Annotated in this window: 21 protein-coding genes and 1 tRNA gene; 7 read left to right on the plus strand and 15 right to left on the minus strand. The window is 46.0% G+C overall.

The window, feature by feature from the left end; translation table 11 throughout:
• Positions 1-112 precede the first annotated feature (112 nt).
• The 12 genes from JOY44_RS07000 to tatA all read right to left on the minus strand — a co-directional run bounded on the left by JOY44_RS07000 (position 113) and on the right by tatA (position 14,239).
• Positions 113-1,540: an O-antigen ligase family protein gene (locus tag JOY44_RS07000; RefSeq protein ID WP_171572928.1), complete on the minus strand. Its 1,428-nt coding sequence runs from the start codon at positions 1,538-1,540 to the stop codon at positions 113-115.
• A 32-nt stretch (positions 1,541-1,572) separates the two neighbouring features.
• The gene (locus JOY44_RS07005) at positions 1,573-2,544 is read right to left on the minus strand and encodes a glycosyltransferase family 2 protein (protein ID WP_171572929.1); all 972 of its coding nucleotides are present in this window, start codon (positions 2,542-2,544) and stop codon (positions 1,573-1,575) included.
• Positions 2,534-3,679, minus strand: a complete 1,146-nt coding sequence (locus JOY44_RS07010; RefSeq protein ID WP_171572930.1) for a glycosyltransferase family 4 protein — start codon at positions 3,677-3,679, stop codon at positions 2,534-2,536. Before JOY44_RS07010 ends, JOY44_RS07005 begins: the two co-directional genes overlap by 11 nt.
• Before the next feature lie 34 nt (positions 3,680-3,713).
• A complete protein-coding gene (locus tag JOY44_RS07015; RefSeq protein ID WP_171572931.1) occupies positions 3,714-4,991 on the minus strand; it encodes a glycosyltransferase family 4 protein in 1,278 nt (425 codons plus the stop codon).
• A gap of 356 nt (positions 4,992-5,347) precedes the next feature.
• Positions 5,348-6,277, minus strand: coding sequence for a glycosyltransferase (locus JOY44_RS07020; protein WP_171572932.1), 930 nt, complete (start codon positions 6,275-6,277; stop codon positions 5,348-5,350).
• A gap of 4 nt (positions 6,278-6,281) precedes the next feature.
• Complete coding sequence (locus JOY44_RS07025; RefSeq protein WP_171572933.1) at positions 6,282-7,442, minus strand: glycosyltransferase family 4 protein; 1,161 nt, start codon at positions 7,440-7,442, stop codon at positions 6,282-6,284.
• 22 nt (positions 7,443-7,464) lie between these two features.
• Positions 7,465-8,682 carry a glycosyltransferase family 4 protein gene (locus tag JOY44_RS07030; RefSeq protein ID WP_171572934.1) on the minus strand — a complete coding sequence of 406 codons (1,218 nt, stop codon included), beginning with the start codon at positions 8,680-8,682 and terminating at the stop codon, positions 7,465-7,467.
• The gene (locus JOY44_RS07035) at positions 8,669-10,033 is read right to left on the minus strand and encodes a glycosyltransferase (RefSeq protein WP_171572935.1); all 1,365 of its coding nucleotides are present in this window, start codon (positions 10,031-10,033) and stop codon (positions 8,669-8,671) included. Before JOY44_RS07035 ends, JOY44_RS07030 begins: the two co-directional genes overlap by 14 nt.
• A 191-nt stretch (positions 10,034-10,224) precedes the next feature.
• Positions 10,225-10,359 (minus strand): hypothetical protein, encoded by a 135-nt coding sequence (locus JOY44_RS32325; RefSeq protein WP_281063282.1) that lies wholly within the window; start codon positions 10,357-10,359, stop codon positions 10,225-10,227.
• 149 nt (positions 10,360-10,508) lie between these two features.
• Positions 10,509-11,519, minus strand: a complete 1,011-nt coding sequence (galE, locus tag JOY44_RS07040; protein ID WP_171572936.1) for a UDP-glucose 4-epimerase GalE — start codon at positions 11,517-11,519, stop codon at positions 10,509-10,511.
• A 510-nt stretch (positions 11,520-12,029) separates the two neighbouring features.
• A complete protein-coding gene (locus tag JOY44_RS07045) occupies positions 12,030-13,982 on the minus strand; it encodes an ABC-F family ATP-binding cassette domain-containing protein (RefSeq protein ID WP_171572937.1) in 1,953 nt (650 codons plus the stop codon).
• 80 nt (positions 13,983-14,062) lie between these two features.
• Positions 14,063-14,239, minus strand: a complete 177-nt coding sequence (gene tatA, locus JOY44_RS07050) for a twin-arginine translocase TatA/TatE family subunit (RefSeq protein ID WP_171573752.1) — start codon at positions 14,237-14,239, stop codon at positions 14,063-14,065.
• A gap of 193 nt (positions 14,240-14,432) precedes the next feature.
• Between tatA and JOY44_RS07055 the strand changes: the two genes are divergently transcribed.
• From JOY44_RS07055 to JOY44_RS07080, 6 genes are all read left to right on the plus strand, one after another.
• Positions 14,433-15,617, plus strand: a complete 1,185-nt coding sequence (locus tag JOY44_RS07055; protein WP_171572938.1) for a chromate transporter — start codon at positions 14,433-14,435, stop codon at positions 15,615-15,617.
• 124 nt (positions 15,618-15,741) lie between these two features.
• Positions 15,742-15,823, plus strand: a tRNA-Leu gene (locus JOY44_RS07060).
• A gap of 213 nt (positions 15,824-16,036) precedes the next feature.
• Positions 16,037-16,399, plus strand: a complete 363-nt coding sequence (locus tag JOY44_RS07065) for a hypothetical protein (RefSeq protein ID WP_171572939.1) — start codon at positions 16,037-16,039, stop codon at positions 16,397-16,399.
• A 123-nt stretch (positions 16,400-16,522) separates the two neighbouring features.
• A complete protein-coding gene (locus tag JOY44_RS07070; RefSeq protein ID WP_171572940.1) occupies positions 16,523-16,900 on the plus strand; it encodes a ChaB family protein in 378 nt (125 codons plus the stop codon).
• 209 nt (positions 16,901-17,109) lie between these two features.
• Positions 17,110-18,246 (plus strand): DegT/DnrJ/EryC1/StrS family aminotransferase, encoded by a 1,137-nt coding sequence (locus tag JOY44_RS07075; RefSeq protein WP_171572941.1) that lies wholly within the window; start codon positions 17,110-17,112, stop codon positions 18,244-18,246.
• An 823-nt stretch (positions 18,247-19,069) separates the two neighbouring features.
• Positions 19,070-19,510, plus strand: a complete 441-nt coding sequence (locus JOY44_RS07080; protein WP_171572942.1) for a hypothetical protein — start codon at positions 19,070-19,072, stop codon at positions 19,508-19,510.
• Positions 19,511-19,597: 87 nt separating this feature from the next.
• On the opposite strand, the gene JOY44_RS07085 is transcribed toward JOY44_RS07080, so the two are convergent.
• From JOY44_RS07085 to glsA, 3 genes are all read right to left on the minus strand, one after another.
• The gene (locus JOY44_RS07085) at positions 19,598-19,954 is read right to left on the minus strand and encodes a hypothetical protein (protein WP_171572943.1); all 357 of its coding nucleotides are present in this window, start codon (positions 19,952-19,954) and stop codon (positions 19,598-19,600) included.
• Positions 19,955-20,052: 98 nt separating this feature from the next.
• On the minus strand, positions 20,053-21,114 hold the full coding sequence (gene mtnA / locus JOY44_RS07090; RefSeq protein WP_171572944.1) for an S-methyl-5-thioribose-1-phosphate isomerase: 1,062 nt from the start codon (positions 21,112-21,114) through the stop codon (positions 20,053-20,055).
• A 66-nt stretch (positions 21,115-21,180) separates the two neighbouring features.
• Positions 21,181-22,179 carry a glutaminase A gene (gene glsA / locus JOY44_RS07095; RefSeq protein ID WP_197985028.1) on the minus strand — a complete coding sequence of 333 codons (999 nt, stop codon included), beginning with the start codon at positions 22,177-22,179 and terminating at the stop codon, positions 21,181-21,183.
• 356 nt (positions 22,180-22,535) lie between these two features.
• Between glsA and JOY44_RS07100 the strand changes: the two genes are divergently transcribed.
• Positions 22,536-23,342 (plus strand): DUF4230 domain-containing protein, encoded by an 807-nt coding sequence (locus tag JOY44_RS07100; protein ID WP_197985029.1) that lies wholly within the window; start codon positions 22,536-22,538, stop codon positions 23,340-23,342.
• The last annotated feature ends 54 nt before the right edge of the window (positions 23,343-23,396 follow it).

The raw sequence follows: 23,396 nt of genomic DNA on the forward strand, positions 1-23,396 counted from the left end.
TTACAGAAACTATATTTTGGGAGCTTTCACTTCACATCAGATTCAACATTTTTAGATGTCATACCGTTGGTGCTCAGTGTCTAGTTTTATCGGTACCAAGGATTGAGCAGAACTACCGACTCGGTCGAATCATCGCTTGATCAGCATAGTATTTACTTGCTGCCATACCCATGCCCAAAAAGCCCCACAAAATTATGGCGACATCACCCGCAAAAATGTTGTTGAGCCAAACTTGTGCTAGACAACCAACCACAATCGCTCTGCTGGCACTACTGAACGGATCATTGCGACTTTCTTTAGTTTGAAAAAGCTGATAAAGGATCAACACAATGCCAGCCAAGTAGGGAAGTGTGCCAAACCAACCAAGGGTTAACAGTAGCGGCAAGACTCCACTATCGCTACCACCGATCGCCGATTCAGGTAAAGATCTTCCTTGCCCACCAATGCCACTGCCGACAAACTCGGTCACTGCGATCGACAGCAAATCGTTATAGCCTTGCTGCCGCTCTTGCAGGCTAAAGTCATCCCCTGATCCTGCTTCTGAGAGGCTTTCTAAGCGTTGTCGAATTGGTGTGGCAAAGGGTTCAATATTTGCCAAGGGCACCACGAGCAATGCCATCAGTAAAAGGGTCAGCACTAGCCGCATTTGAAACTTGAGACTGAGAGAAGGGAGAAATGCGAGTAAGCCTACCACCCAGCCTAACCAAGCTGATCGAGCGGCTGTCAACAAAAAGGCAATGTATCCGGTTCCTGAGGCTGCAAACCGCAACTGTTCATTGCTGGTGAGAATCAGAATTAAACCTGCCATCATTGTATTGGCAAAATCTTGGGGTGAGCCTTGTGTTCCAAAGACACGAATTTCAAATGGAAACGGATTACCAAATGAATTAGCATCTATATTATTCAGGTAAAACCGATCCCACTCTGGTGCAACACAATACTGAAAGATGCCATACCCTCCCATCACCAGCACTCCTAGCACAAACGTGCGTTGGATCACCTGGCGATAGGCGGGATAGGATTGCCAATGAATAAATAGATGAAAACTAAATACAATCGGCATCACCCAACCCATTAGACCAATGATAGATTGCAGGTCTGGGCGACCTCCATTGATGAACCCGACCAAGCAGCCATAAACGACTGCCAGCAAGCTCAGTAAAAAAGGCATGCCTCCTTGACGGGACGCTTTGGGTAAATATTTCACTAAAGTGATCAGACAAATGCTGGTGACTAGTAGGCTGGCTGTGCTCCAACGACCCGGCGTAACATAGCCACTTTGTTGGTCAATAATGCGCCGCACCAGGGAACCCAAGAAGCCCATCCACCAAACATAGCCAACGTATAAAACTGGGGTGCGAAGGTAGAGGAACAAACCAACGGCAACCGAACCCAGGGGAAACAGAGGCACCAGCAACTTTCCACCTCTGCCTAGTAAACACAGGGCAAGAAAAACGCTCCAAACTCCAATTATCAGCCGCGCCTGTTTGGTGTAGTTGGGAGAAGACTGGTTAACGGGGAGTGACGGTTGATTTAACACAGTTAACAGATGAGATTACGCTGCTGTTTTCACTATTCGTGGATCGCTTGGGTAGATCCGGAGGGTGGGCGATCGCTCTGACTTTGCCGCCATGTTTGCCAGCCTTGCCAACGCCCTTGTACTGAAGCCAATAATTTACGGGTGGCAAGCGTTGTCTCACTGGGAAACAACCGTACCCATTGGACGCTACCTAAAGACTGCCGGGTTCCAATTAAGACAGCCCACATCAAAAAAATAATTCGCTGGAACCAAGAGAAGTGTTCTAGCAGTGCCAAGGTTTCGTTATGAACAGCATTGATATAGGCGATCGCATTAAACTGTTGCCGTTGATCTTCATCAAATCGTTGGGCGATGTAGTGATCAACCAAAATTGCCGGATCGTAGATTAACGTCCAGCCTTTGCGCCTTAGCTCCAGACAAAAGGCAACCTCAAAATGAACCTGAGCGCCCGTACCCCTCAGGCGTTGGTCAAATCGAAGGTCAGTGAATACTGATCGCCGAAAGCTCATATTCACCCCTTTCAGGACATCCACCTCACGGGCTGTCCCAACTCCGCGATGATGTTCGCCAATCAGCCTGCCATGCCATTGCAATAGCCCGACCGTGGTGGCTCGTTCCTCTTCAAACCAGGGTTCCGTTCGTTGAATGATGTCTCGTCCACCCACTCCACCCGCGCGATCATCTTTTAGATAATAAAACTCCATTCGTTCGAGCCAGTCGGCATGGGGTGCAGCATCATCATCGGTGAAGGCAATAATGTCTCCCGTGGCGGCTTCAACTCCAACATTCATCGCCGCAATTACCCCAGGAACTTTTACCTGCAAGGTTTTGAGCGGTAAAAATCCGACATCAAAGGAATCTAGGAACATCCAGGATTCAATGTCGGAGTCTCTAACAACAATAATTAATTCATCTGCTAAGCGAGTTTGTTGCCTAAGGGCATTAAGACAGCGAGCGAGGTCATTTACACGGCGATAGGTTGGCACGATCACACTAATTTTCATATCGAAAGCCTCTTTTTTCTAGTGCTTTTTTATAGATAGATAAGCGCTTTTGGGCAATGTTACTCCAAGCGTAGTGTTGAGCAGTGGTGTAGGCATTCCGTCTCAGCCTTTCTAGCTCAGAGCGATCCTGGATTAAATAAGTTAATGATTGAGAAATGGCTTGAATACTACGAACCGGAATTACAATGCCATTTTCCCCATGAGTAACAATTTCAGTGGGACCAGGAATATTGGTCACTACGGGTGCTAAACCACACGCCATTGATTCAGGTAGTACCAACGGAAAGCCCTCTGACAGTGAGGGAAACAGCAAGATGTGATGATTCTTTAGTAGGTCAGGTAGCTGATCGTGAGGATAACTGGACACGACTTGTATACGATCGCGAAGAATTGGGTCAAAATCCGCATAAATTAAGTCTTCTGGGCAACCTGTGCCTAAGAAGCTGACGGTTACGTGTTGATGTTGCAGCAAAATTTCGTTTAGCGCAGGAGTACTGTAATGAATTCCTTTACGCGAGATATAGGTGCCTACCTGGGCGATCGAGATCGTTGCAGTGCTTGAAGACGGAGTATGGTCGAGTGGAAGATTGAGAAAATCAGTTGGAATGCCATTGGCAACTACATGAACTCGCTCAGACTGAACATGTAGTTCTTCAATCACATATTCAGCATCCTGTTGATTGAGCATGAAAACACAATCGGCACAGCGAAGCGACGTTGAAACTTCCCATAGGTGAAATCCACCCCTGTAAAGGGGGTATTTCCAGCTTAAGTTTAGTTTGCCAAGACGCGCTTCCTCTAATATTGCCAAATGAGCAATATGTTCAAGACCATGACTATGAGTCACTAAAAGAGGCTGGCTGGAGGACTTATTGTGAAGAAATTTTCCCCAAATCCAAGCATCTCCAGTTGAGGCATCAATGACATCAAATTGATGCTGGCGGTTATGTTGATGTATATAATTGGCGGCAAATTCGGGAAAGAAAACACCGGGTATGTGTTTGGGCAGATTATCGTGGGAGAGATAGTGCACCTCATGCCCCAAACTCTCGTAAACTTGCCCCAACTTAAGCACAGTACCGGGTGCTCCAGCGTTCGGGTCGAGCTGATGATGAATAGTTAGTAGGATTTTCATGATGTCACCTCGGCTCACTGGCAGGGTTAGTTAGTTACGAAACAGAGGTATCAGAATAGGTTGAAAGTTCAAGTGCTTCTGAGGGTTGCAACCCAGATCGAATGTGATGTTGCACCAGGTTGACAATGTTGGCGCGATCGTAATGCTGGATCGCTGCTGCCCGAGCGTTTGTGCCTAAGCGATGGCAGAGGTCGTCATTCTTCAACAACTGCACACAGGCGGCGGCATATTCAGCGGCTGAGTCACGCAGCAAAAAATCTTGGTCGGGCCTCATCTCCAGTCCCTCGGCTCCAATTCGGCTGGCAACGATGGGTTTGCCATAAGCGGCTGCTTCAATCATTTTGACGCGCGTTCCACCACCCGAAAAAATTGGACAGCAGACAACCCGCGATCGCCGATACAGCGCCTTCAAATCCTGAACAAATCCAGTGAATTCAACCCCGGTGGGCGATTGGTCATACGCTCGAATCGTGTCAGCCGCGCTGCCAGCAATTAGCAGCCTTGCCTCTGGCATCTGCTGCTGCACTAGGGGAAACACTTGTTCAATCAGAAAGTTAGCGGCGTGATTGTTGGGCGGATAGCTATAGGTGCCCAGAAGCAGCAGCGTGGGTTCAGGCGTGATAGCTGAGGTGGCAGGAATGGAAATTGCGTTGGGAATCACCGTTACGCCAGGTAGTTGCCAGCGGTTGGCTAAGTAGTCATGATCGTGATCAGAACAAATAAAGCTGCGAGCGGCAAGGCGAATGCTATGGCACTCTTGCTGCCATAGCACGGGAATGTGTAATCCATACAGCCGAGTGATTAAGCTGGAGGGAGGTTGATTGATCGAGCGCAGCAGCTTGATGTGTTCGATGTCGTCGAGATCGAAAAAAACGGGCGGCAGGGGGTGGCGAGTTCGCAGCACCGGACACATGGACTGCAGTCGATGTACAAAGATGGCAGCAGGTTGGCGTTGCAGGCAGGTTTCTAGCGCTTGAACTTGAGCGGGTTGACTGGTTCTAATAAACCCTGGTTGGCGAAACAGGCTAACGATACCGCCCACCTGCTGTTGCCAAAGTGGCACTGTAGGGTGAGGCTCAAACTTGGGACATTGAAACAGTGTAATGTTGACGTTCCAATAGGCGGAAAGAGAGCGTTCACGGGCGGCGATCGCGATGGGTGAGCTATCGGTGTCTGGGGCAACGTACAGCAGCACATCCAGTTGCCCCAGCCGCCCCAGAGCTTCAACAAACATACCCATGCGCCGTTGAATTCCCTCAAATGCGGTTTGCAAATCGGTGGGAGCATCGCTGGAAATAAACAATAATCGCATGATATTTAATAGTTTCCAAGCTAGAAAAACAGCTTCTAGAAAGCTAGAAAAACAGCTTCTAGAATTCTAAGTAATTGCGTACTTCTTTCCAAACGATGTCTGGGCTAATACGTGTATTTGATTGAACGACAACAAAGACTTTCTAGAATCTTAAATCTTTCATAATCTTTAAGTATGAGTGGAAGTACACCATCTATCTTTTGCGATGTCATCGCTAGATTTCCTCCAAAGAATTCTTTCCACATTAATTAAAAATATTTCAAAGACACAAGCCATTTTTCATAGCTTCTCAAACCTCTTCTATTGTTTTTTGAGCAAACAAATTAATTCAACGGCAGAGTTTTACCTTGATGAATTTATGCGGATAACTCTAGAATCTCTTTAAGTGCATTAACTCTGCCTTTTGCTTCCGCTTCGCCAAATTTTTTCTGCCTTCTGTTTTGAAAGAAGTATGTTGGTCTTCTCAACCACGGAAATATCAGTTTTAGTTGAGTTCTTAGATCTAGTGGCAGTTTAATTTGACCTCTGAGAAAACTCAGAATTGTTGCAGAGTAAGCATTTCCTTCATAAATTTTCAAAAGATATTGCTCTTCCAGTCGTTTGCTTGGCATTAGGTGTTGGAGTTTCAGATTTGCAAACAGGCCAGTGTATAAATCTAGATCATGAGCGGTATACACCATATCTAAATCTTCGCAACTGAGCAACAAATTCCCACTACGACCAAGCATAAGTCGCCTTGAATCATTTCTAATTAAATCGGCATAAGCCTTGGCTACCTGCTTACGAATGCATACTCCTGCACCGATAGGTGTTGCTTCCCATAGTGGCGTCTTAGACCAGTGACTTTGATCAAACTTCCTGATTCCTATATATGACCAGTATTGCTCTGTCCATGCAGGCGGATTATGCTCAAATTCGGGCAATGTTTGCCCACCCCAAGCGCCTAACATGAGATGACTGCTACTAATCTCCAATGCATTCTTCAGGTAATCACCATCTAACACATTGTCATCATCTACAAAAATGAGAAGATCAGCTTTTGCCTCCTGAATACCTCGTAAACGTGCTGGAGTTAAACCTAATCGCTCTTCTCTAATATGACGAGCTTGAGGATGCCAATTAAGATCGATTTCTCGAGAAAGCAAACGATCGCTTGCATTATCAATGAGTAGTAGTTCCCATCTTTCCTTATACAATGTTTGATCTTTAAGCGCAGTCAAAACCTTATCGAGGTAATCCCGGCGAGGGTTGTGGGTACAAATGATAACGCTGAGAGTAGGTTGCATATTGCTAGGGGTTAATAGTATCTACAATTAAGTTGAGTAAACTTTTACCAGGGAAAGCATCCCGTCGATTGATCGCATATGCACGCGCTGTTTCGCCCATTAGTATCCACTTGTCCTGAGCTAACCAAGCTCGTTCAAGTGCAGCACTCAACGATCTCATAGTCGGGGCTTCTGCGATAAAGCCTGTTGTACCCTCCTGAATCCATTCGGCATTACCTCCCACATCAGTGACGACAGCTGGACGACCACAGAGCATAGACTCAACGAGGGCTAAGGGAGTACCTTCACTGCGTGAGGGTAGAACTAATAGATGATTTTCAGCCCAAACTGAGCGAATATCATTGACATGACCTGCAAACTGAATGCGATCGCTTATCCCATAATATTTAGCTAAGGCTTCTAAGTAAGCCCGATCCGGTCCCGATCCATAAAGACTGCATAGCCAGTGGCGCTCTTTCCATTCTGGTGAACTGAGCACTTCGAAAAGGGCATCTTGACCCTTGTATGTTGTTTCCAGACGAGCAACACAGGCAAATTTTGCTGTAGATTGATCTGGAAAGGGTACCGGATTTGTACTGGTTAAGTTAACAGGGTTTTGTACTACCGTTGCCTGTGGCAGCGTCTGAGCCAACTGGCGTTCAGCCAGTGTTAAGTTGTGACGGGAAACAAATGCAACGACAGCAGCCTGAGTAAATAATTTTTGAACAGTGGCGCGGGCAGAGTCTTTAAGTGAAAAAGCATCACCATTTAACTGGCAGATAAGAGTAAATGGAATAGATGACGAGTAAAGTAAATTTAGGAGATCTGGCTGGCCGCTCACATCAAAGCTATTACTTTGACTAATGCAAATGGCATCTGGATTCAAATCAAAAAGTGATTGATAAAGAGATTTAGAATGAATGGGAATAAAAGAAGGAATAGATTGACTAGCTCTTCTAAAAGCTCTAAAGAATATAGAGGATTTGCTATTACGAGGGCGTAAAAATAATTGCGCTCCTTGTCGTGTGAGGTCAGAGACGATTGAATGTTTTTCTGACCAGTCATGCAATGATACTAGAACTTCATGCCCATCTTTAAGAGCCTGTTTTGCCGCCGCCGCCCAAAGGTACTCACTACCTCCCCAAGGAGAGCCGTCCATTGTTGAGATGAATGCAATCTTTGCCATTATGAAAAACACTCCCCTAGAGTTAAGGTGTATAAATCAGCTTCTTTAATTTACGCAGTCTTTCTAGTAGGCTTCTTTTTCTAACAGGTTCATCAGCCTTTTTAAGAAAAACTGAACGTTCATTATTCCACTGAAGAGGAGGCTTTTCCCAAACGGTACTTATCAATTCCTGAAACCAAGGAATGTAGTCTTCGAAGGAAAAATAGGTCTTGACAGTCTGATAAGCCTCCCGACTTATCTCTTTAATGCTTTCTCTATTATCGGCAAGTTCTTTTATTATCTGAGACATAGCTTCTATGTCTCCAACAGGTACTGTAAAGCCATTGACTCCATTTTTTATAACTGCAGCAGTACCACTAACATTTGTGGTCACTGGAACACAGCCCTGCGCCATAGCTTCAAGCATGGAGATCGACGTTCCTTCGTATTCAGAAACGAGGATACAAACGTCAGACTCCTTCCACAAATTAGCTATTTGCTCAGGAGGTACTGTGTTCTCAAGTTTTACTCTTCTTTGTGCGTTATTTGGGAGTGATTGTAATTGTTCATTTAGCCAATCCTTCTCTCCGCCATCTCCAACGATTCGGAAGAAATAATCCACTTCAGCTTTTTCAAGCTTTTGAATTAAGTTCAATAAATCATAAATTCGCTTTTGCTTATTTGTAATTCTCCCAGCATACATTAAACAAATTGGAGAACCAGTCTGACTTTTTTCAACCAGTTCTATAGGCACATCTACAGCACAAGGACGGACATAAATATCATTAACTCGATGTGGCAAAATTAATTTCAGCTTAGCCTCAATATCTAGACTTACAGCAACAAAGGCATGAATGATTGATTCATAATATTGCAACCATTCATAATAATCGTCTTCATCAGTATGAGCAAAACCAATTACTCTCATGTCTTGCGATTGAGTCAGATTCAGCAGAGCACAAGTGGCATAAGTGTCAGCAGACCAATTGGGGATAAACGTTGCAGGAAGAACACTGTGGTAGGTTGGAAGGTAAGAAATAATATCTTCTGTTCGTGCCTGGTATGCTGGTTTACCTAAGCAACTAGTAGATTTTACTGTTGATGGTAAAGGTATTTGCCTCTCATAGTTTGGCTCCGAATGCTTGATTAAAATAGCTGGTGTATCAACCTCTTGAAGCTTTTGAATCATTTTAATTGACCAGGTGGTTACACCACCCAACACCATTCCCAAAGGAAGAATAAACGCATTATCTTTCAACATTAGCTTTATCCTCTAAAATGCTTCTGTAAAATTTGTATCTTTGCTCGTAGATAACAGAAGGAGAGTAGTATTTCTTGATCAAGTCTTGTGCATGTTTGCACATATTGAATGTATGCTCTAGATCAGAAAGAAGATATTCAATAGCGCCAAAAAACTCATCTTTGTTGTTGGCAATCATTATGCTCTCTAGATTATTGGCATTGATTCCTTCTAAAGCAAAAGAAGTACATATTACTGGAATACCTTGAGCCATCGACAGAAGAACCTTACTCTTTAAACCACCTCCTATTCTGATTGGGGCAATACCAATACTGTTTCTAGAAACTTTGTAAATATCATCTACAAAACCCAGAAATTTTACTTTGCTTGAGTGATCTTGATATTTCGCAACCGTCTCTGCACTCCACTTACCAACAACATGAAGAGACAGTCCTAACTTCTGAAAAACTTCCTCTGCTACTTCTTCTAGAAACCACTCTACAGCGTCTTTATTTGGATAATGCTCCTCTCCTCCTACGAAAAAAAGTTTTTCTGGTCGAACAACATCTTGCTTGGTTAATTCCTTAATTTCCTGCTTTGGTACTGGAAAAGGAGAATTAATGAATTTGATACTATGATTTTGCTGTCCTAAAGCATCTTTCAATAATGCGTTTTCAGAATCATTAAACGTAATGACACCATCTACTTGCTCTAATAATGAAATCTCAACTTTTTTATAAAATTCCAAAATATAATTGGCAAACCCTGAAGTAATGTGTTTGGCAGACATGTGAGACTTGATTCTATAGAATATGCACTCATGTTCTACAAATACTTTTTTTATTGTGGAAGGTAGAACTACTGTAAGATTCAAGTTTCGGATAAAATCTAACTGAATAATATTGATAAGATCTTTATCTATAATTTCATAAATGGTTTCTATATATTCCTGGCTGTGTAGCTGGTATGGATTCCATGACGAATACATTTCATTAAAAAATGTCTCTGGATTTTCTTCTAAATCTTTATGCTCACTGCTTCTGCTAACTAAAGTTCTACAAGCAGACTTGATTTTAGCTTTTAGGATTCTATAAAACGCTAAAAGATTTTGAAAACTATTACTAAAAGCGCTCTTTGGTTCGTCAGGTTTTAAGATTTTAGATGAATAAACTTTAGTCTTTGGCAGAAGAGCCCTGAGTTCAGCTAACTCCACCTCTGTCAGAATATTTTCCTCCGAAAGAAGTAGGCTAACATTACAAATATGGCTAAAAAACTCAACCATCCCAAACTGTGCAACACCCGCGCCAGTCTCTATTGGATAGATCTTATCGAATGCAATAAAAAGTATGTTCATGTCATTAGAAACTGTCATAAAAGCTGGCTCTGCTATCTTGATAATCTACTAAATCAATTGAATTGAAATACTCATTAGCAGGTTGCAACTCCTAATATCGTTTCTCTTGAATTCCCATATATCTAAGCTCTTTATTCTTCATCTTGCCTAAGCGTCTCCTTTAAAACTGAATATCTCCTACTGCAAGAACTTCATCCCCAATTAAGATTTCAGATCAGCGGTAGAGTTACCTTGTCGGCATTGGCAATGGTAGAAAGTCTATGGGCGATCACATTGGCTGATTGAAGAGCATCTTGCACGACAAAGTTATAGAACTCTCTTGTATAGAATTTCTTTTCTACCATTTGTACTATCTCCACTTTTCCTCCTACTAGTTAGAAGGTGTTCTAAGGTATTCAATTTACTACTAGTAATTGATTCCAAAACTCTGTGACAAAATCAGGAAGATTACTGGTTGCTTCCTCACTCTTTTCCTGAGCTTTACATAGCCCAGCTAGCGTTCTAACTCTCCATGCCGGATTTGATGCCAGCTCCAGGCATGAGTCAAAATCATTTCTAACTCCCCATACTGTGGCAGCCAGCCCAACACCCGCTTTGCCTTCTTACCACTTCCTACTAGCACAGGCGGATCTCCCAGACGCCGATCGCATTCCACTACGGCGATCAATTCTCCAGTCACCTGCCGTGCTGTTTCAATCACCTGTTTGACGGAAAAACCCTGCCCATTTCCCAGGTTAAAGACATCGCTCTTGCCACCCTTGAGCAAATACTCCAATCCCAAAATGTGCGCCGCTGCCAGATCCATCACATGAATATAATCTCGAACGCAACTTCCATCCGGTGTTGGGTAGTCCGTCCCAAAGATCGACACCGACTCTCTTAGCCCCATTGCTGTTTGCAACACCAACGGAATCAGATGGGTTTCTGGAGTGTGATCTTCCCCCAATAGCCCTTCTGGATCAGCTCCCGCCGCATTGAAATAGCGCAAGCATACCGATCTCATCCCATAAGCGCGATCAAGATCCGCCAGAATACGCTCCACCATTAGTTTAGAAGCTCCATACGGATTAATCGGTTGTTGCAGAGCCTCCTCAGGAATAGGAACCGTGTCAGGAATGCCGTAGGTGGCACAGGTAGACGAAAACACAAACGTTTTCACCCCTGCCGCCAACATCGCCTCTAATAAGGTCAAAGTACCTAACACATTGTTGTGATAATATTTCAGCGGTTCCGCCACCGACTCACCCACATATGCATAGGCAGCAAAGTGAATCACTGCGGCAATTTGTCGAGTCTCAAAGACTTGATCAAGCACAGCCCGATCGCAAATATCACCGACAATCAGCTCGACCTTTAAAGCCGTGTCAACCAAGTCCTGATGACCATACACCAGATTGTCTAACACAATTACTTCGTAACCAGATTGCTTCAGCGCTAAAACTGTATGAGAACCGATATAACCCGCGCCGCCTGTCACCAGAATCGTCGGCTTTATCTGCATCATGATTTACTCTTAAATCACTTCAAATCATCTTGACCCATACGCGCTCATGGGACGGAAAGACTGGATGCCACTCCAAAGCATGAGCATCACGAGCGCTAGTTGTCAGCTCTGCTAGCACGTGTATTTCTTCCAACTTGTACGAAGGATTTGCAGCAGGATCAGGAGAAACACGAGTTTGCTTGCGATTCTTTGCAGCTTCTTTATAATTCTGGGTAAGTGCTTACAGCAAAGTAAGGTTATTGATGACTTATACCCATCCAAAACTCTGACATTCGAGGAGTTTCTGGCTGAATATGGCAATGACCCACGTTATGAACTGATTGGCGGAGATTACGCGTGTATCCGACATTCTTTCAAGAACTATGCCTTGCTTAGATGCTGATGTGATGTCGTAGTGGTTGTGTGTCGATGAAACTGAAGCCTGCGGTAGGCGGTAATAAGATTACTGCCTACCGCACCATCTAGCAAGTGTTTACGACAAGGAAATTATGCAGGGGAAGCGTAAAAACCTTAGCCAATGATTTCTGCTAGTTCCATCCAGCGCTCGGTTGACTTGTCAATTTCTTTGGTGACTTCTGCCAAGCGATCGCTTAGTTTGCGGATATCGACAAAGCCGCCATTCGCGCCGCCATACAGCACTTTTTCAATCTCTGCTTTTTCAATTTCTAGCTGAGGAATTTTTGCCTCTAAGGTTTCGTACTCACGCTTTTCTTTGAAGGAGGGCTTCTTTGATGAAGAGTTTGGGGTGCGGGGTGCCGAGTGCGGACTTGAAGTATTAAGCGTTTTATCCTCGTTAGCGGCGCTTTGCTTTTTTGCTTTTTGAACTCCTGCCTCCGCCTGCTTTTTGTCGTCTGTTTCTTCTTTTTTGAAGTCTAAATAAACGGAGTAGTTGCCGGGATATTGTTTGAGAGTGCCGTTGGGTTCAAAGGCGAAGATGGTTTCGACGGTGCGATCGAGGAAGTAGCGATCGTGGGAAACGACAATGACGCAGCCGTTGAAGTCTTCGAGATATTCTTCGAGGACTGCCAGGGTTTGTACGTCTAGATCGTTGGTCGGTTCATCCAAAATCAGCACGTTGGGCGCTTCCATCAGCACCTTGAGCAAAAATAACCGCCGTTTTTCGCCGCCGGAGAGTTTGGCGATCGGGGCATATTGCTGATCGGGGGGGAACAGAAAGCGCTCCAGCATTTGAGAGGCAGTGATGACGCTGCCGTCGGAGGTTTTGACCAGTTCAGCGACGTTTTTGAGATATTCGATCACCCGTTGGCTGTCGTTCATGCCCACATCTTCGGAATGCTGATCGAAGTAGCCAATGTGAATCGTGGTGCCAATTTCTACGGTGCCAGAATCGGGTGGAATGCGCCCGGTGATGATATCCATCAGAGTCGATTTTCCGGCTCCATTGCTGCCAATGATGCCAATCCGGTCTTCGGGGGTGAAGAGGTGGGTGAAGTCTTTGATTAAGGTGCGATCGCCGTAGGCTTTGCAGATATTCGCTAACTCAATGACCTTTTTGCCAATCCGCCGCCCCACAGTGGTGATATCCACTTTGCCAGTCGTCTGCTTAAACTCTTGATCTTGCATCTCGCGGATGCGATCGATGCGGGCTTTTTGTTTGGTGCTACGGGCTTTGGGTCCCCGTTTTAGCCATTCCAACTCGCGCCGTAAGACTCCAGTATGTTTACGCTGGGTGCTGGCAGCAGAATCTTCCTCAAGGGCTTTTTTCTCCAGGTAATAGGCATAGTTGCCAGCATAGGAGAACAAATCGGCGCGATCGATTTCGATGATGCGGTTGGTGACTCGATCCAAAAAGTAGCGATCGTGGGTGATCAACAGCAACGCCCCACGAAATCGATTCAGGTAGCTTTGCAGCCATTCCACCGAGAGGGCATCCAAGTGGTTGGTTGGCTCATCCATCAGCAGCACATCTGGTTCGGATAGAAGCGCAGTGGCGATCGCAATCCGTTTCCGATATCCACCGGACAAACCGCCAATCTTTGCTTCAAAATCGTGAATCCCCAGCTTGGTCAAAATGGCTTTGGCGTTGGTTTCTAGTTCCCATGCGCCCAAAGTATCCATGCGTTCTGACACACTGGATAGTTTTGACAACAGCAGGTCGGTATCACCGTCGCCATGGGCCAGCTTGTCTGAAATGGCTTCATACTGCTTCACCAGTGCTAGCTGTTCGCCACTGTCAGCAAACACTTGCTCTAAGACGGTGAGGCTGTCATCCAAATCAGGCTGCTGCGGCAGGTAAATAATTTTGGCGCTGGAGTTGACCCACAGTTCGCCGCCGTCGATCGGCTCCAATCCGGCGATCATTTTCAGCAAGGTGGATTTGCCGGAGCCGTTGGTACCAATTAGCCCAACCTTATCGCCTTCATCCAGGCTGAAACTGGCATCCCGCAGAATTTCCTTAATGCCAAAGTCTTTTTTGAGCGATCGCAGCGAAAAGAGAGCCATAAATCATGCCATGTCTGTCAGCTTTAGTGTAACGGAATTGTTAAACACCCTATCGGTGATGATTTTTTTGTTAGAGCGAGTTAGCGATCATTCTCCTCGAGATCGAGGTCTTCGTCCTCTGGCTTACTCATTTCCTCTTTAAATCCCCGGAGGGTTTTGCCAATCGTGCCACCCAGTTCGGGGATCTTTTTCGGACCAAAAATCAGCACGGCTACCACGCCAATAATAACGACTTCAGGCCAACCCAAACCAAACATAAGCGCCTCCAAAAGGATTTTAATGCTCTCACCCTAGCTCTTTCCCATCGGGAGAGAGCATCATATTAAGTCCAAAACCTAGGGTACAGCGTACAGGCAAATTGGATGCCCTAAGACTTTGTATCCAAAACACTTTATTAAAAATTTTCGGTTTGATAGGCTCAGTGGGCAAATTTAGCCTTTCACCCGCCCTATGGAACAAGATGCCTATTCTCAGCTTTCTCCTCACCATCAGCGGCAGCGCCTTAAAGAACTGGCGGTGGTTTTTTTAAGATTGGGCGCGATCGCCTTTGGTGGACCGGCTGCTCACATCTCCATGATGGATGAAGAAGTTGTAGAGCGGCGGCAGTGGATGAGCCGCGAAAAGCTGTTGGATTTATTGGGCATCACCAACTTGATTCCGGGACCAAACTCGACTGAACTGGCGATTCACATTGGCTATGAGCGTGGCGGATTATGGGGATTGGCGATCGCGGGTGTCTGCTTCATTTTGCCTGCAATGCTGATTGTTTGGGGGTTGGCGGCGATCTATGTCCAGACTCAGGCAATTCCGCAGGTGGGCTGGTTGCTCTATGGCATTAAGGCGGTAATCGTGGCGATCGTGGTGCAGGCAGTGTGGAAGTTGGGCAAAAAGGCATTGAAAGATACGCCCACAGTGATTGCTGCGATTGCGGTCACCATTGCCTATTTCTTGAATGTCAACGAAATCTTGCTGCTGCTATTGGGTGGACTTGCCGTGATGCTGTTTAAGAATTGGCAGCGTCGCCGTAACCTGGGTGCTATGGGAGCATGGATGGTGCCAGTGGGTGCGATCACGCAGGTGACGACCGTTCCAGCAGTGCCCGCCCCGACTGGATTGAGCGTCTTTTTGTTTTTTCTCAAAGTTGGCTCTGTACTCTATGGCAGTGGCTATGTGTTGCTGGCATTTTTGCAAAATGGGTTAGTGCAGGAACGGCACTGGTTGACTTCTCAACAATTGTTAGACGCGATCGCCATTGGGCAATTCACGCCGGGTCCGGTGTTTACAACGGCAACGTTCATCGGCTATTTGCTCGCAGGCAACAGCGGCGCGATCGCGGCAACAGTTGGCATCTTTCTGCCTGCCTTCATATTGGTGGCACTGATTAATCCTTGGGTTCCAAAACTGCGCCAATCTCCCTGGGCAAGTGACTTCTTGGATGGAGTGAATGCTGCATCCATGGGGCTGATGGCAGGAGTCACCTATGTTTTGGCACGCACCGCTTTAGTGGATTGGGTCACGGTTACTGTCGCAATTCTGAGCGCGATCGCGGTCTTTCGGTTCAAAATTAATTCCGCCTGGTTAGTGCTGGCGGGGGCACTCATCGGCTTCCTCGCAAAACTGCTGCTGCCTGTCTAAGGGTTTTCAGGTTTCAGAGCTATCTTCAAAAACCTGCTGCCATAAGCCTGTTCCATCCAACTTACATTTGCTGAAAGATTTGCTTCACATCTGGTTTACCTGATATACTCAATAAGCAAATCTTGGGCGGGTGGCGGAATTGGTAGACGCACCGCACTCAAAATGCGGCGAAGAAATTCGTGCGAGTTCGAGTCTCGCTCTGCCCATAGCTTCAATTTAATCAGCAGGCATCCAAATTTAACGGTGCCTGCTTTTTTAATGCGTTCGCGGAAGCTCGGTGTATTTTAGACCACGCGATCGCCCCCTTACGGATTGACAATCCACCGCTCAGAAAATATGCTTGCCTAAAATAGTACATTTGAACTAAGTTCTTGAGTCAGAACTCTTTAGCATTAGTTCAACTATCACAGGAAGCCGCAATGTCTCACCCAGTATTCTCTTTGATTTCAATCGGTGCGATCGCAGGAATGGTGCCCATGGCTATCGTTCAATCCGCCACACCAAAAGCGCAGTCAAACGAAGTCTTGCAAATGGTGATGGTGGATCAAACCCAGCTTTCTTCCAGCCAGCGCAGTGCCTTTCAGCAATATCTTCAAACGGTCAGCTTGCCATCTACCAAGGTTGGAAAGCGCTGCCAATATTACGGTAAACCCAACGTATGGTGTTTGATTTTGGATGCACCTGTTGCAAATCAAGTCTTTCAGCAGATTAGCCGTCAACCCTTTGGCTCAGCCGCTTCTGTAAAACCAGTACGCCGCTTTAGATCCCCAGAGAAGAGCTAATGCGCTCAGCGACTCATTCAAATTGTGGCGTTATCTTTTTCTCTCTCATTTGAAAGAGGAAAGTAATGCATCAAATTTTTACGATTACTACAGAAATCTGAAAATTACAGTTTGAGGCTTCTTATGAATCAACCAAATACACCAGATACGCTTCAAAAGAAGCAGGAAACTGAAGGCACGACCACAGATGTGATTATGTCTCCTGAGGATCAGCGAGAAGACCAGGCAGAAATCGACAACCCCCAGTGGCAGGGAGAAGGGTTCTTAACCATTGATTCTTTACCACAGGATGTTCAAGCATTGCCTAAAGATGCCCAAATGGCTTTTGTTGCTGCTTACAATGCCATCTTTGAAGGAAACAGCGATCGCGAAGCAGCGACTCAAACAGCATGGCAAACCATCGAACACAGCGATCGCTATGTTCGTGGTGAAGATGGCAAATGGAAATGCGTTGAGCCTGACCAAGGTCTTCATAGCCCTAGCCCTCAATCGGCATCCTAATCAATCTCAATCGACATAAGAGCCAGAAGACGAAGCCCCAGTGCTTAATTCTTCTGGCTCTTTTTTGATGGTTTTTAGCTGAGTTTTAACAGGGCAATTCTTAGAAAGATTATGGAGAACAACTTTGATTCCGTATGCGTCAAGCCAAAAAGGTTCCATTTCAGGACATAATCTAGTTTGATTGGTGACTAAACTTACGGTGTCGGTGAGTGAACAAGATTCCACCCTTTGATTTATCAGAACAATTCAAGCTGATTGGCGAAACAATTAATGCTGCTGTTTTAGAAGTGCTGGCTTCGGGACGGTATATTGGCGGCTCTGTTGTGGAAGAGTTTGAACAACAGTTTGCCAGCTACATCGGCACATCAGACTGCGTGAGTTGCAACTCCGGCACAGACGCTCTGTTTCTAGCGCTAAGAGCCTTAGGAATCGGCTCAGGGGATGAAGTCATCACCACACCCTTTACGTTTGTTGCGACGGCTGAGGTAATTAGTGCAGTTGGCGCAACGCCTGTGTTTGCTGATATTGAGTTAGACACTTTCAATCTCGATTTGAATCAAGTTGAAGCGGCAATCACCGATCGCACTCGCGCGATTATTCCCGTCCATTTATTTGGGCAGCCAACGAATATGACTCGCCTGATGGCGATCGCTCAAGCCCATAATTTGTTTGTCGTGGAAGACTGTGCTCAATCTACGGGAGCAGAGTGGCAAGACAAACGGGTTGGCAGCATTGGGCATATTGGCTGTTTCAGCTTTTATCCCACTAAAAACTTGGGCGCTTGTGGCGATGGCGGGGCAATTACCACGAATGATGTAGCCCTTCGCGATCGCTTGCGTCGTTTGCGGGATCACGGTCGTCAAGGGGCTTACTATTACGAAGAATTAGGCGTAAACAGCCGTTTAGATGCAGTGCAAGCGGCTATCTTGCAAATTAAACTCCGTTATCTAGACCAGTGGAATCAGCAACGTCAAGCAATCAGCGATCGCTATCAGCAACTTTTGAGCCTGGTTCCAGGCATCGTTTTACCTCAAGAAATCCCTGGCGGGAAAAGCGTTTGGAATCAATATACGATTCGCGTCACTCAGCAATCTGAGTCAGAGAACCCTGAACCCTTCCGCGATACTCTACGAAGCCGTCTACAAGAAAAAAATGTCCTGTCAATGGTCTACTATCCGCTTTGCTTACATTTGCAAGCCGCTTACAAAGACTTGGGCTATCAACGGGGTCAGTTGCCCAATAGCGAACAAGCTTCTCAAGAAGTCCTGTCTTTGCCGATGTTTCCAGAACTTCGCCCCGATCAGCAAGAGCAAGTTGCCTACAGCCTCAAAGATTGCTTAATGTGATTTCACATTAAGCATTTGCCCAATCCTCTGCCAACTTTGCCTCAGTTAGCTGAAAGGGTTCACTTTGCTGTTGGGTATGTGTTGACTTACGCTACATTTGTGATTACTTCGACTGCTGGTAAGTTTGGCTAACGCCGACTTGCTAACTCACTAAAAAATTCCCTGCCTCACGATAGGGGATTTTTTAATATTGAAACGATTTGGGCTATACATGGATCATTCTCGACTGTAGCTTGTTGATAGATTGATATGGGTAACACTAGATCAAGCACGCGATGTTTAGTAGCTGAATTTCAAGTTGAAATACCGGGAATTTTGGTTACAAAAAGGTCATCAAATGACAAGCTTCGATATCAAATTACAATCGATGGTTTTGATGTAGAACTGGAGATCATTCCTGAGAGAGGTACTGGCTCAAAGCACAAGACAGAGCGACATTTTACGCATCCTTCAGACCAAATAAGAATTTCCGTATCACGCAGTGAAACTGAAGCCCCACCATCAGTATTAATAACAAAGGGAATAAGGGAATACACAGTTCAAACGCCCTACTTTGAAGCTAGATTGCCAGAGTACAGACGTAGCGGTTAATGTACTGAATCAAGCAATTCTTTTCTTTAAATATAAGCTGAGACATCCACTTCTAAAAACTATAGATGAGCTTCACCAAGATGTTCAAAACCCAAGATGGCTAGATGAAGATGGAAACGAAGTTGGAAAAGCTCGCCAAGTATGAGTAGTAAAACCCGTTCCAGGAATCGGTTCAAAAGGATTTGGAATCAAGAAATTTGAGAAAAAGCACGATCAACAACTTCTTAAAGCTTTGGCTAATCAGGTTAAATTTCGTTTCTATGAAGAAATTCTTTCGGAGTCCCAAGCTTCAGTTTTCAACGGAAATCTGCGTCGAGCTGTACTAGAGCTAGCTATTGCCTGCGAGCTTGCTACGAAACAATCATTTTTTGGAGAAGCTAGTCGCGCAGGGCTGGCATTCGAGTATCTTGAGGATAAAGGACGTGTAAATGTCAAAGTTCTAGATTTGATAACTGGAGTCGCAGTGCAGGTCATTGGTCAAAGCTTCAAGGATTTTGACAAGAATGCTTATATAGATATTGATCATCTATTTAGGTGTCGAAACAAAGTTGCTCATCGAGGTGAACCTAAATTCAAAGATGATACTGGAAAAGAGTATGAGATTAGTGAGGAGATTCTCCAACGATGGTGGGATTCAGCAGAAAAACTCTTTCGTTGGTTAGACTCATTTTGAAGTTCTTGATTATTCACTAATCTGAATTTCAAAGTTCAATATTGGAAAAGCTATCTTCCTTCTCCACACCGTGGTGCATCTCCTTTTTCAACGCATATGTGATTTAAACAAGCGATCGCTCCACTCTTGAGAGCATCTAGCAATTTGCAAGCGATCCCCTGAGCTTAACCAGAGCTTTGACCAGTGGAGTTTCCATCGACTCAACTGGCGTTGCAGTTCAACCAATTCGCTGGCTAAATCTAGGTTTGTATCCAGGTTAAGGCTGGAAACTATCCACTCAACAAAAAACTGGCTTTCTCGAATCAGGTCTTGAGCAAGCTTCTCCTCTGTACCTGCTTGAGCCACTGCTTTGATTTGAGTTAGGTTTTCAACCAACCGACCGATCTGAGCCGAAACGTCATGTTGTAGATATTGGGTTTTGAAGATATCCAAATTTACTGCCATCGCACATTCCCTAAAAGATTTTGAATAGTGCGGTTAGTCTGCGCTCGAACCGCTCAAACTCAAGCAGCTAATCAGGCTATTGCAGCGATGCATCTGTGCTAAGCAGCCGATTTTGCTTTTAGTCGATCGCTCAGTTCACCCGGAGCGATCGCGCCATGTTCGGTAATAATTGCGGTGATCAATTCGGCGGGAGTGACATCAAAGGCGGGATTGTAGAACTCGGCTCCGGCGGGGCAGAGGGTGGTGTCGCCAATTTGGTAAACTTCGCTGGGGTTGCGCTCTTCGATCGGAATTTGGGAGCCGTCGGCGATCGCGAAATCGATGGTGGATAGGGGAGCCGCGACGTAAAACGGGATGTTGTGGGCTTTGGCAACGAGCGACAGGCTGTAGGTGCCGATTTTGTTTGCCGCATCGCCATTTGCCGCAATGCGATCGGCTCCCACCACTACCAGGTCAATCATGCCGAGCTTCATGCAGTGTGCTGCCATGTTGTCGGTGATCACTGTAACGGGAATCCCTTCCTGGACGCATTCCCAGGCAGTCAGCTTTGCGCCTTGCAAGCGAGGACGGGTTTCATCGGCATACACTCGCTCTAACCGTTCTGCTGTCCACGCCGATCGCACCACGCCGAGAGCAGTGCCATAGCCCGCCGTTGCCAAAGCGCCAGCATTGCAGTGAGTCAAAATTCGTAGTTTTGCCGGAGCGGAAGGCAAAATGCTCAATCCATGGTCGCCAATTTGTTGACAGGTACGAATATCGTCTGCGTTGATAGTGCGCGCTGTTTCCAGCAGGAGAGTTCTGATCTTATCGACGGAGCCTTCGGTGTGGTAGGCAACTTTCATCATTTGGTCAATCGCCCAAAACAGGTTGACCGCGGTGGGTCGAGTGGCTCGGAGGCGTTCAGCTACTTTCTCTAACTGAGCCAAAAATTCGCCGCGATCGCCCGTTTCAATTTCTCCTGCGCCTAAATACACGCCATAGGCTGCTGCCACGCCAATTGCCGGGGCACCGCGCACAATCATCGTTTCAATCGCCACTGCCATCTCTTCAGAATGGCGGATCTCCGCGCTGCCATATTCGTTGGGCAGGCGAGTTTGATCAATTAGGCGCACATGGTCGTTGTGCCAGATAACCGGATAAACGGGATTTGCTTGAGCCATTTGAAACACGCACCAGAAACTAAAGAAATTATCCCTGAAGTTGCCCCCTATCGATTGAGCAATTTCCTAGCCTTCGGTTTCAGCACAGTTAAACAGGTGCAACCCTAGAAGCTGAGATAAATCCTCGCAAACTTTTACGCCGCGCACACTGTTGCTGCGCTCATCCAAGGGTGGGGAGAAGATGCCGATGCCCATCCGACCCGGAACGACCACAATCACTCCGCCGCTCACTCCGCTTTTTGCTGGCAGTCCCACGCGGTAAGCCCATTCGCCGGAATAGTTATACATGCCACAGGCATACATCACACTCAACATATCCCGAACATAGCAAGCAGGCACCGCTTGCGTCCCAGTCAAGGGATTTTGACCGCGATTGGCTAACGTGGCCGCCATTGTTGCCAAATCGCAGCAGTTCACCATGAGGGAGCATTGTTGAAAGTAAAGATCTAACGCTTCGTCAATTTTTTCGTCAATCATGCCAAAGTTCAGCATCAGGTGTGCCATTGCCCGATTCCGATGTCCCGTTGTGCGCTCAGACATGAAAGTTGGCATATCAATGAAGGTTTCATGTCCGATGTAGCGTTCAAACATTTCCAACAGGCGGTTGAGGCGTTCGGTAGCTCCTTTGCCTTTGATTAAGCTGGTGGTCGCGATCGCGCCTGCATTCACCATTGGGTTATAAGGACGCTTTGACTGCTCATCTAAAATAATGGCGTTAAACGCATCACCTGTTGGTTCTACGCCCACTTTCGACAACACGCGATCGCGTCCATGATCTTCCAACGCCAATCCATGCACAAACACCTTAGAAATGGATTGGATGGTAAATAGCTGGCGAGAGTCTCCTACTTCAAACAATTTCCCATCTGTGGTCATGACACAAATACTGAACCAGTTGGGGTCCATTTTTGCCAGTTCTGGAATGTAGGTTGCCAAGTTGCCTGATTGTAAAAATTGATATTTTGAGTGGAGTTGATGAAGAACAGAGTCCAGCGAATGAGGCTGAGGACGAAAAGAGCGAGTGCCTGACTCAGAAGCAAGATTTTCCCCAGTAGTCATATCCATGGTTGGTTGTGAATGGCATAAAGAGTAGGGAAGCCAATCATATAGCCCGTCGTGGTGTTTCACAGTATTTAAGGCTGCTGGAGCGCCCTAGCAAGCGCCAACTTGTCAGTTCACCTAGTTCCACTCGCCAATCTGGCACAAGGGGCTAGACATTTCCAAGGATCCGTAGGAATATATCGATGTGAGGAGTTAATCGAAAGAAAGAAGCCCTTGGAGTCGAAACACGGACAGACGCCCAGGGGCTTTTTTCATGGAATTTTTTGTGGTAACCCAAGGTAACTATTTCGGTTGGCTGCTAAAGTAGTACATTGTAACTGATAATTGCTTCGGCTTGAGTCGTCAACCATTAGTGCAGCGTGAGACAGGACGATCATCACTATCACCGTAGAGGCAGTTGGTTTGGCGGCTTGCTCTGGATGCTGTCGGGAGGCGCTGTGACTGCCGCATTGCTGATTGGATTTAGTCAGTGGCACTGGAGCGATCGCTTACTATCTGCCTTCAATACCTTAATCAATCCACCCCAACCTCTGCCAAAGGTGGATGTGCGCTCAATCATGATCCAAAAAGTGCGCGAAGCGAGTGAATTGACCACCGCATCCTTCACGATGCAAGCAGTTGTGCCTACGGAGCAAGATGCGACCGTAAGCGGCTTTACCATCGGCACCACCAAGCTGCTGTATGTTGCCTATGGCGAAGTGCTAGCAGGAGTTGATTTGAGTCAACTGACCGAGCAAAGCGTGCAAACCAGCGGTGACACGATTCAGATTCAGCTACCGCCGCCCAAAATTTTAAATAGCAAAATTGATGTGACCAAATCTCAGGTTTATGACTACAACCGGGGTTTCTTGGGCTTGGGACCCGATGTTGCGCCAGATTTACAAGCAAGAGCGCAACAAGAAGCGCTTCAAAAAATTATGCTAGCAGCCTGTGAAGCAGGTCTATTACAAAAAGCTAGCGATCGCGCCAAATTTGTTGTCGCTCAGTTGCTCAACACCGCAGGCTATAAAGCGGTGACTATCGATATGCCTGCTCCAACTCTTCAAGCAAGTGCCTGTGCAGCCTCAATCAATCAATCTAGTGATGTTACTTCTAACCCAGTCACTCCAAATAATCCACAGCTAATCAATCCACAACCAATCAACTCACAACCAGCGAGTCAATAAGCTTTCATTCTTTTGCAATTTGTCAGTATTGGGTAGGTTCATTTCTTCTTGCGA

This window comes from Leptolyngbya sp. Cla-17, from assembly GCF_016807185.1.
Classification (GTDB): domain Bacteria; phylum Cyanobacteriota; class Cyanobacteriia; order Leptolyngbyales; family Leptolyngbyaceae; genus ULC077BIN1.

Bases quoted from the DNA above. Each gene is read 5' to 3' on its own strand.
- JOY44_RS07005 (WP_171572929.1), bottom strand. From the start codon at position 2,544: ATGAAAATTAGTGTGATCGTGCCAACCTATCGCCGTGTAAATGACCTC.
- JOY44_RS07010 (WP_171572930.1), bottom strand. From the start codon at position 3,679: ATGAAAATCCTACTAACTATTCATCATCAGCTCGACCCGAACGCTGGA.
- JOY44_RS07015 (WP_171572931.1), bottom strand. From the start codon at position 4,991: ATGCGATTATTGTTTATTTCCAGCGATGCTCCCACCGATTTGCAAACC.
- JOY44_RS07020 (WP_171572932.1), bottom strand. From the start codon at position 6,277: ATGCAACCTACTCTCAGCGTTATCATTTGTACCCACAACCCTCGCCGG.
- JOY44_RS07025 (WP_171572933.1), bottom strand. From the start codon at position 7,442: ATGGCAAAGATTGCATTCATCTCAACAATGGACGGCTCTCCTTGGGGA.
- JOY44_RS07030 (WP_171572934.1), bottom strand. From the start codon at position 8,682: ATGTTGAAAGATAATGCGTTTATTCTTCCTTTGGGAATGGTGTTGGGT.
- JOY44_RS07035 (WP_171572935.1), bottom strand. From the start codon at position 10,033: ATGACAGTTTCTAATGACATGAACATACTTTTTATTGCATTCGATAAG.
- JOY44_RS32325 (WP_281063282.1), bottom strand. From the start codon at position 10,359: ATGGTAGAAAAGAAATTCTATACAAGAGAGTTCTATAACTTTGTCGTG.
- galE (WP_171572936.1), bottom strand. From the start codon at position 11,519: ATGATGCAGATAAAGCCGACGATTCTGGTGACAGGCGGCGCGGGTTAT.
- JOY44_RS07045 (WP_171572937.1), bottom strand. From the start codon at position 13,982: ATGGCTCTCTTTTCGCTGCGATCGCTCAAAAAAGACTTTGGCATTAAG.
- tatA (WP_171573752.1), bottom strand. From the start codon at position 14,239: ATGTTTGGTTTGGGTTGGCCTGAAGTCGTTATTATTGGCGTGGTAGCC.
- JOY44_RS07055 (WP_171572938.1), top strand. From the start codon at position 14,433: ATGGAACAAGATGCCTATTCTCAGCTTTCTCCTCACCATCAGCGGCAG.
- JOY44_RS07065 (WP_171572939.1), top strand. From the start codon at position 16,037: ATGTCTCACCCAGTATTCTCTTTGATTTCAATCGGTGCGATCGCAGGA.
- JOY44_RS07070 (WP_171572940.1), top strand. From the start codon at position 16,523: ATGAATCAACCAAATACACCAGATACGCTTCAAAAGAAGCAGGAAACT.
- JOY44_RS07085 (WP_171572943.1), bottom strand. From the start codon at position 19,954: ATGGCAGTAAATTTGGATATCTTCAAAACCCAATATCTACAACATGAC.
- mtnA (WP_171572944.1), bottom strand. From the start codon at position 21,114: ATGGCTCAAGCAAATCCCGTTTATCCGGTTATCTGGCACAACGACCAT.
- glsA (WP_197985028.1), bottom strand. From the start codon at position 22,179: ATGGATATGACTACTGGGGAAAATCTTGCTTCTGAGTCAGGCACTCGC.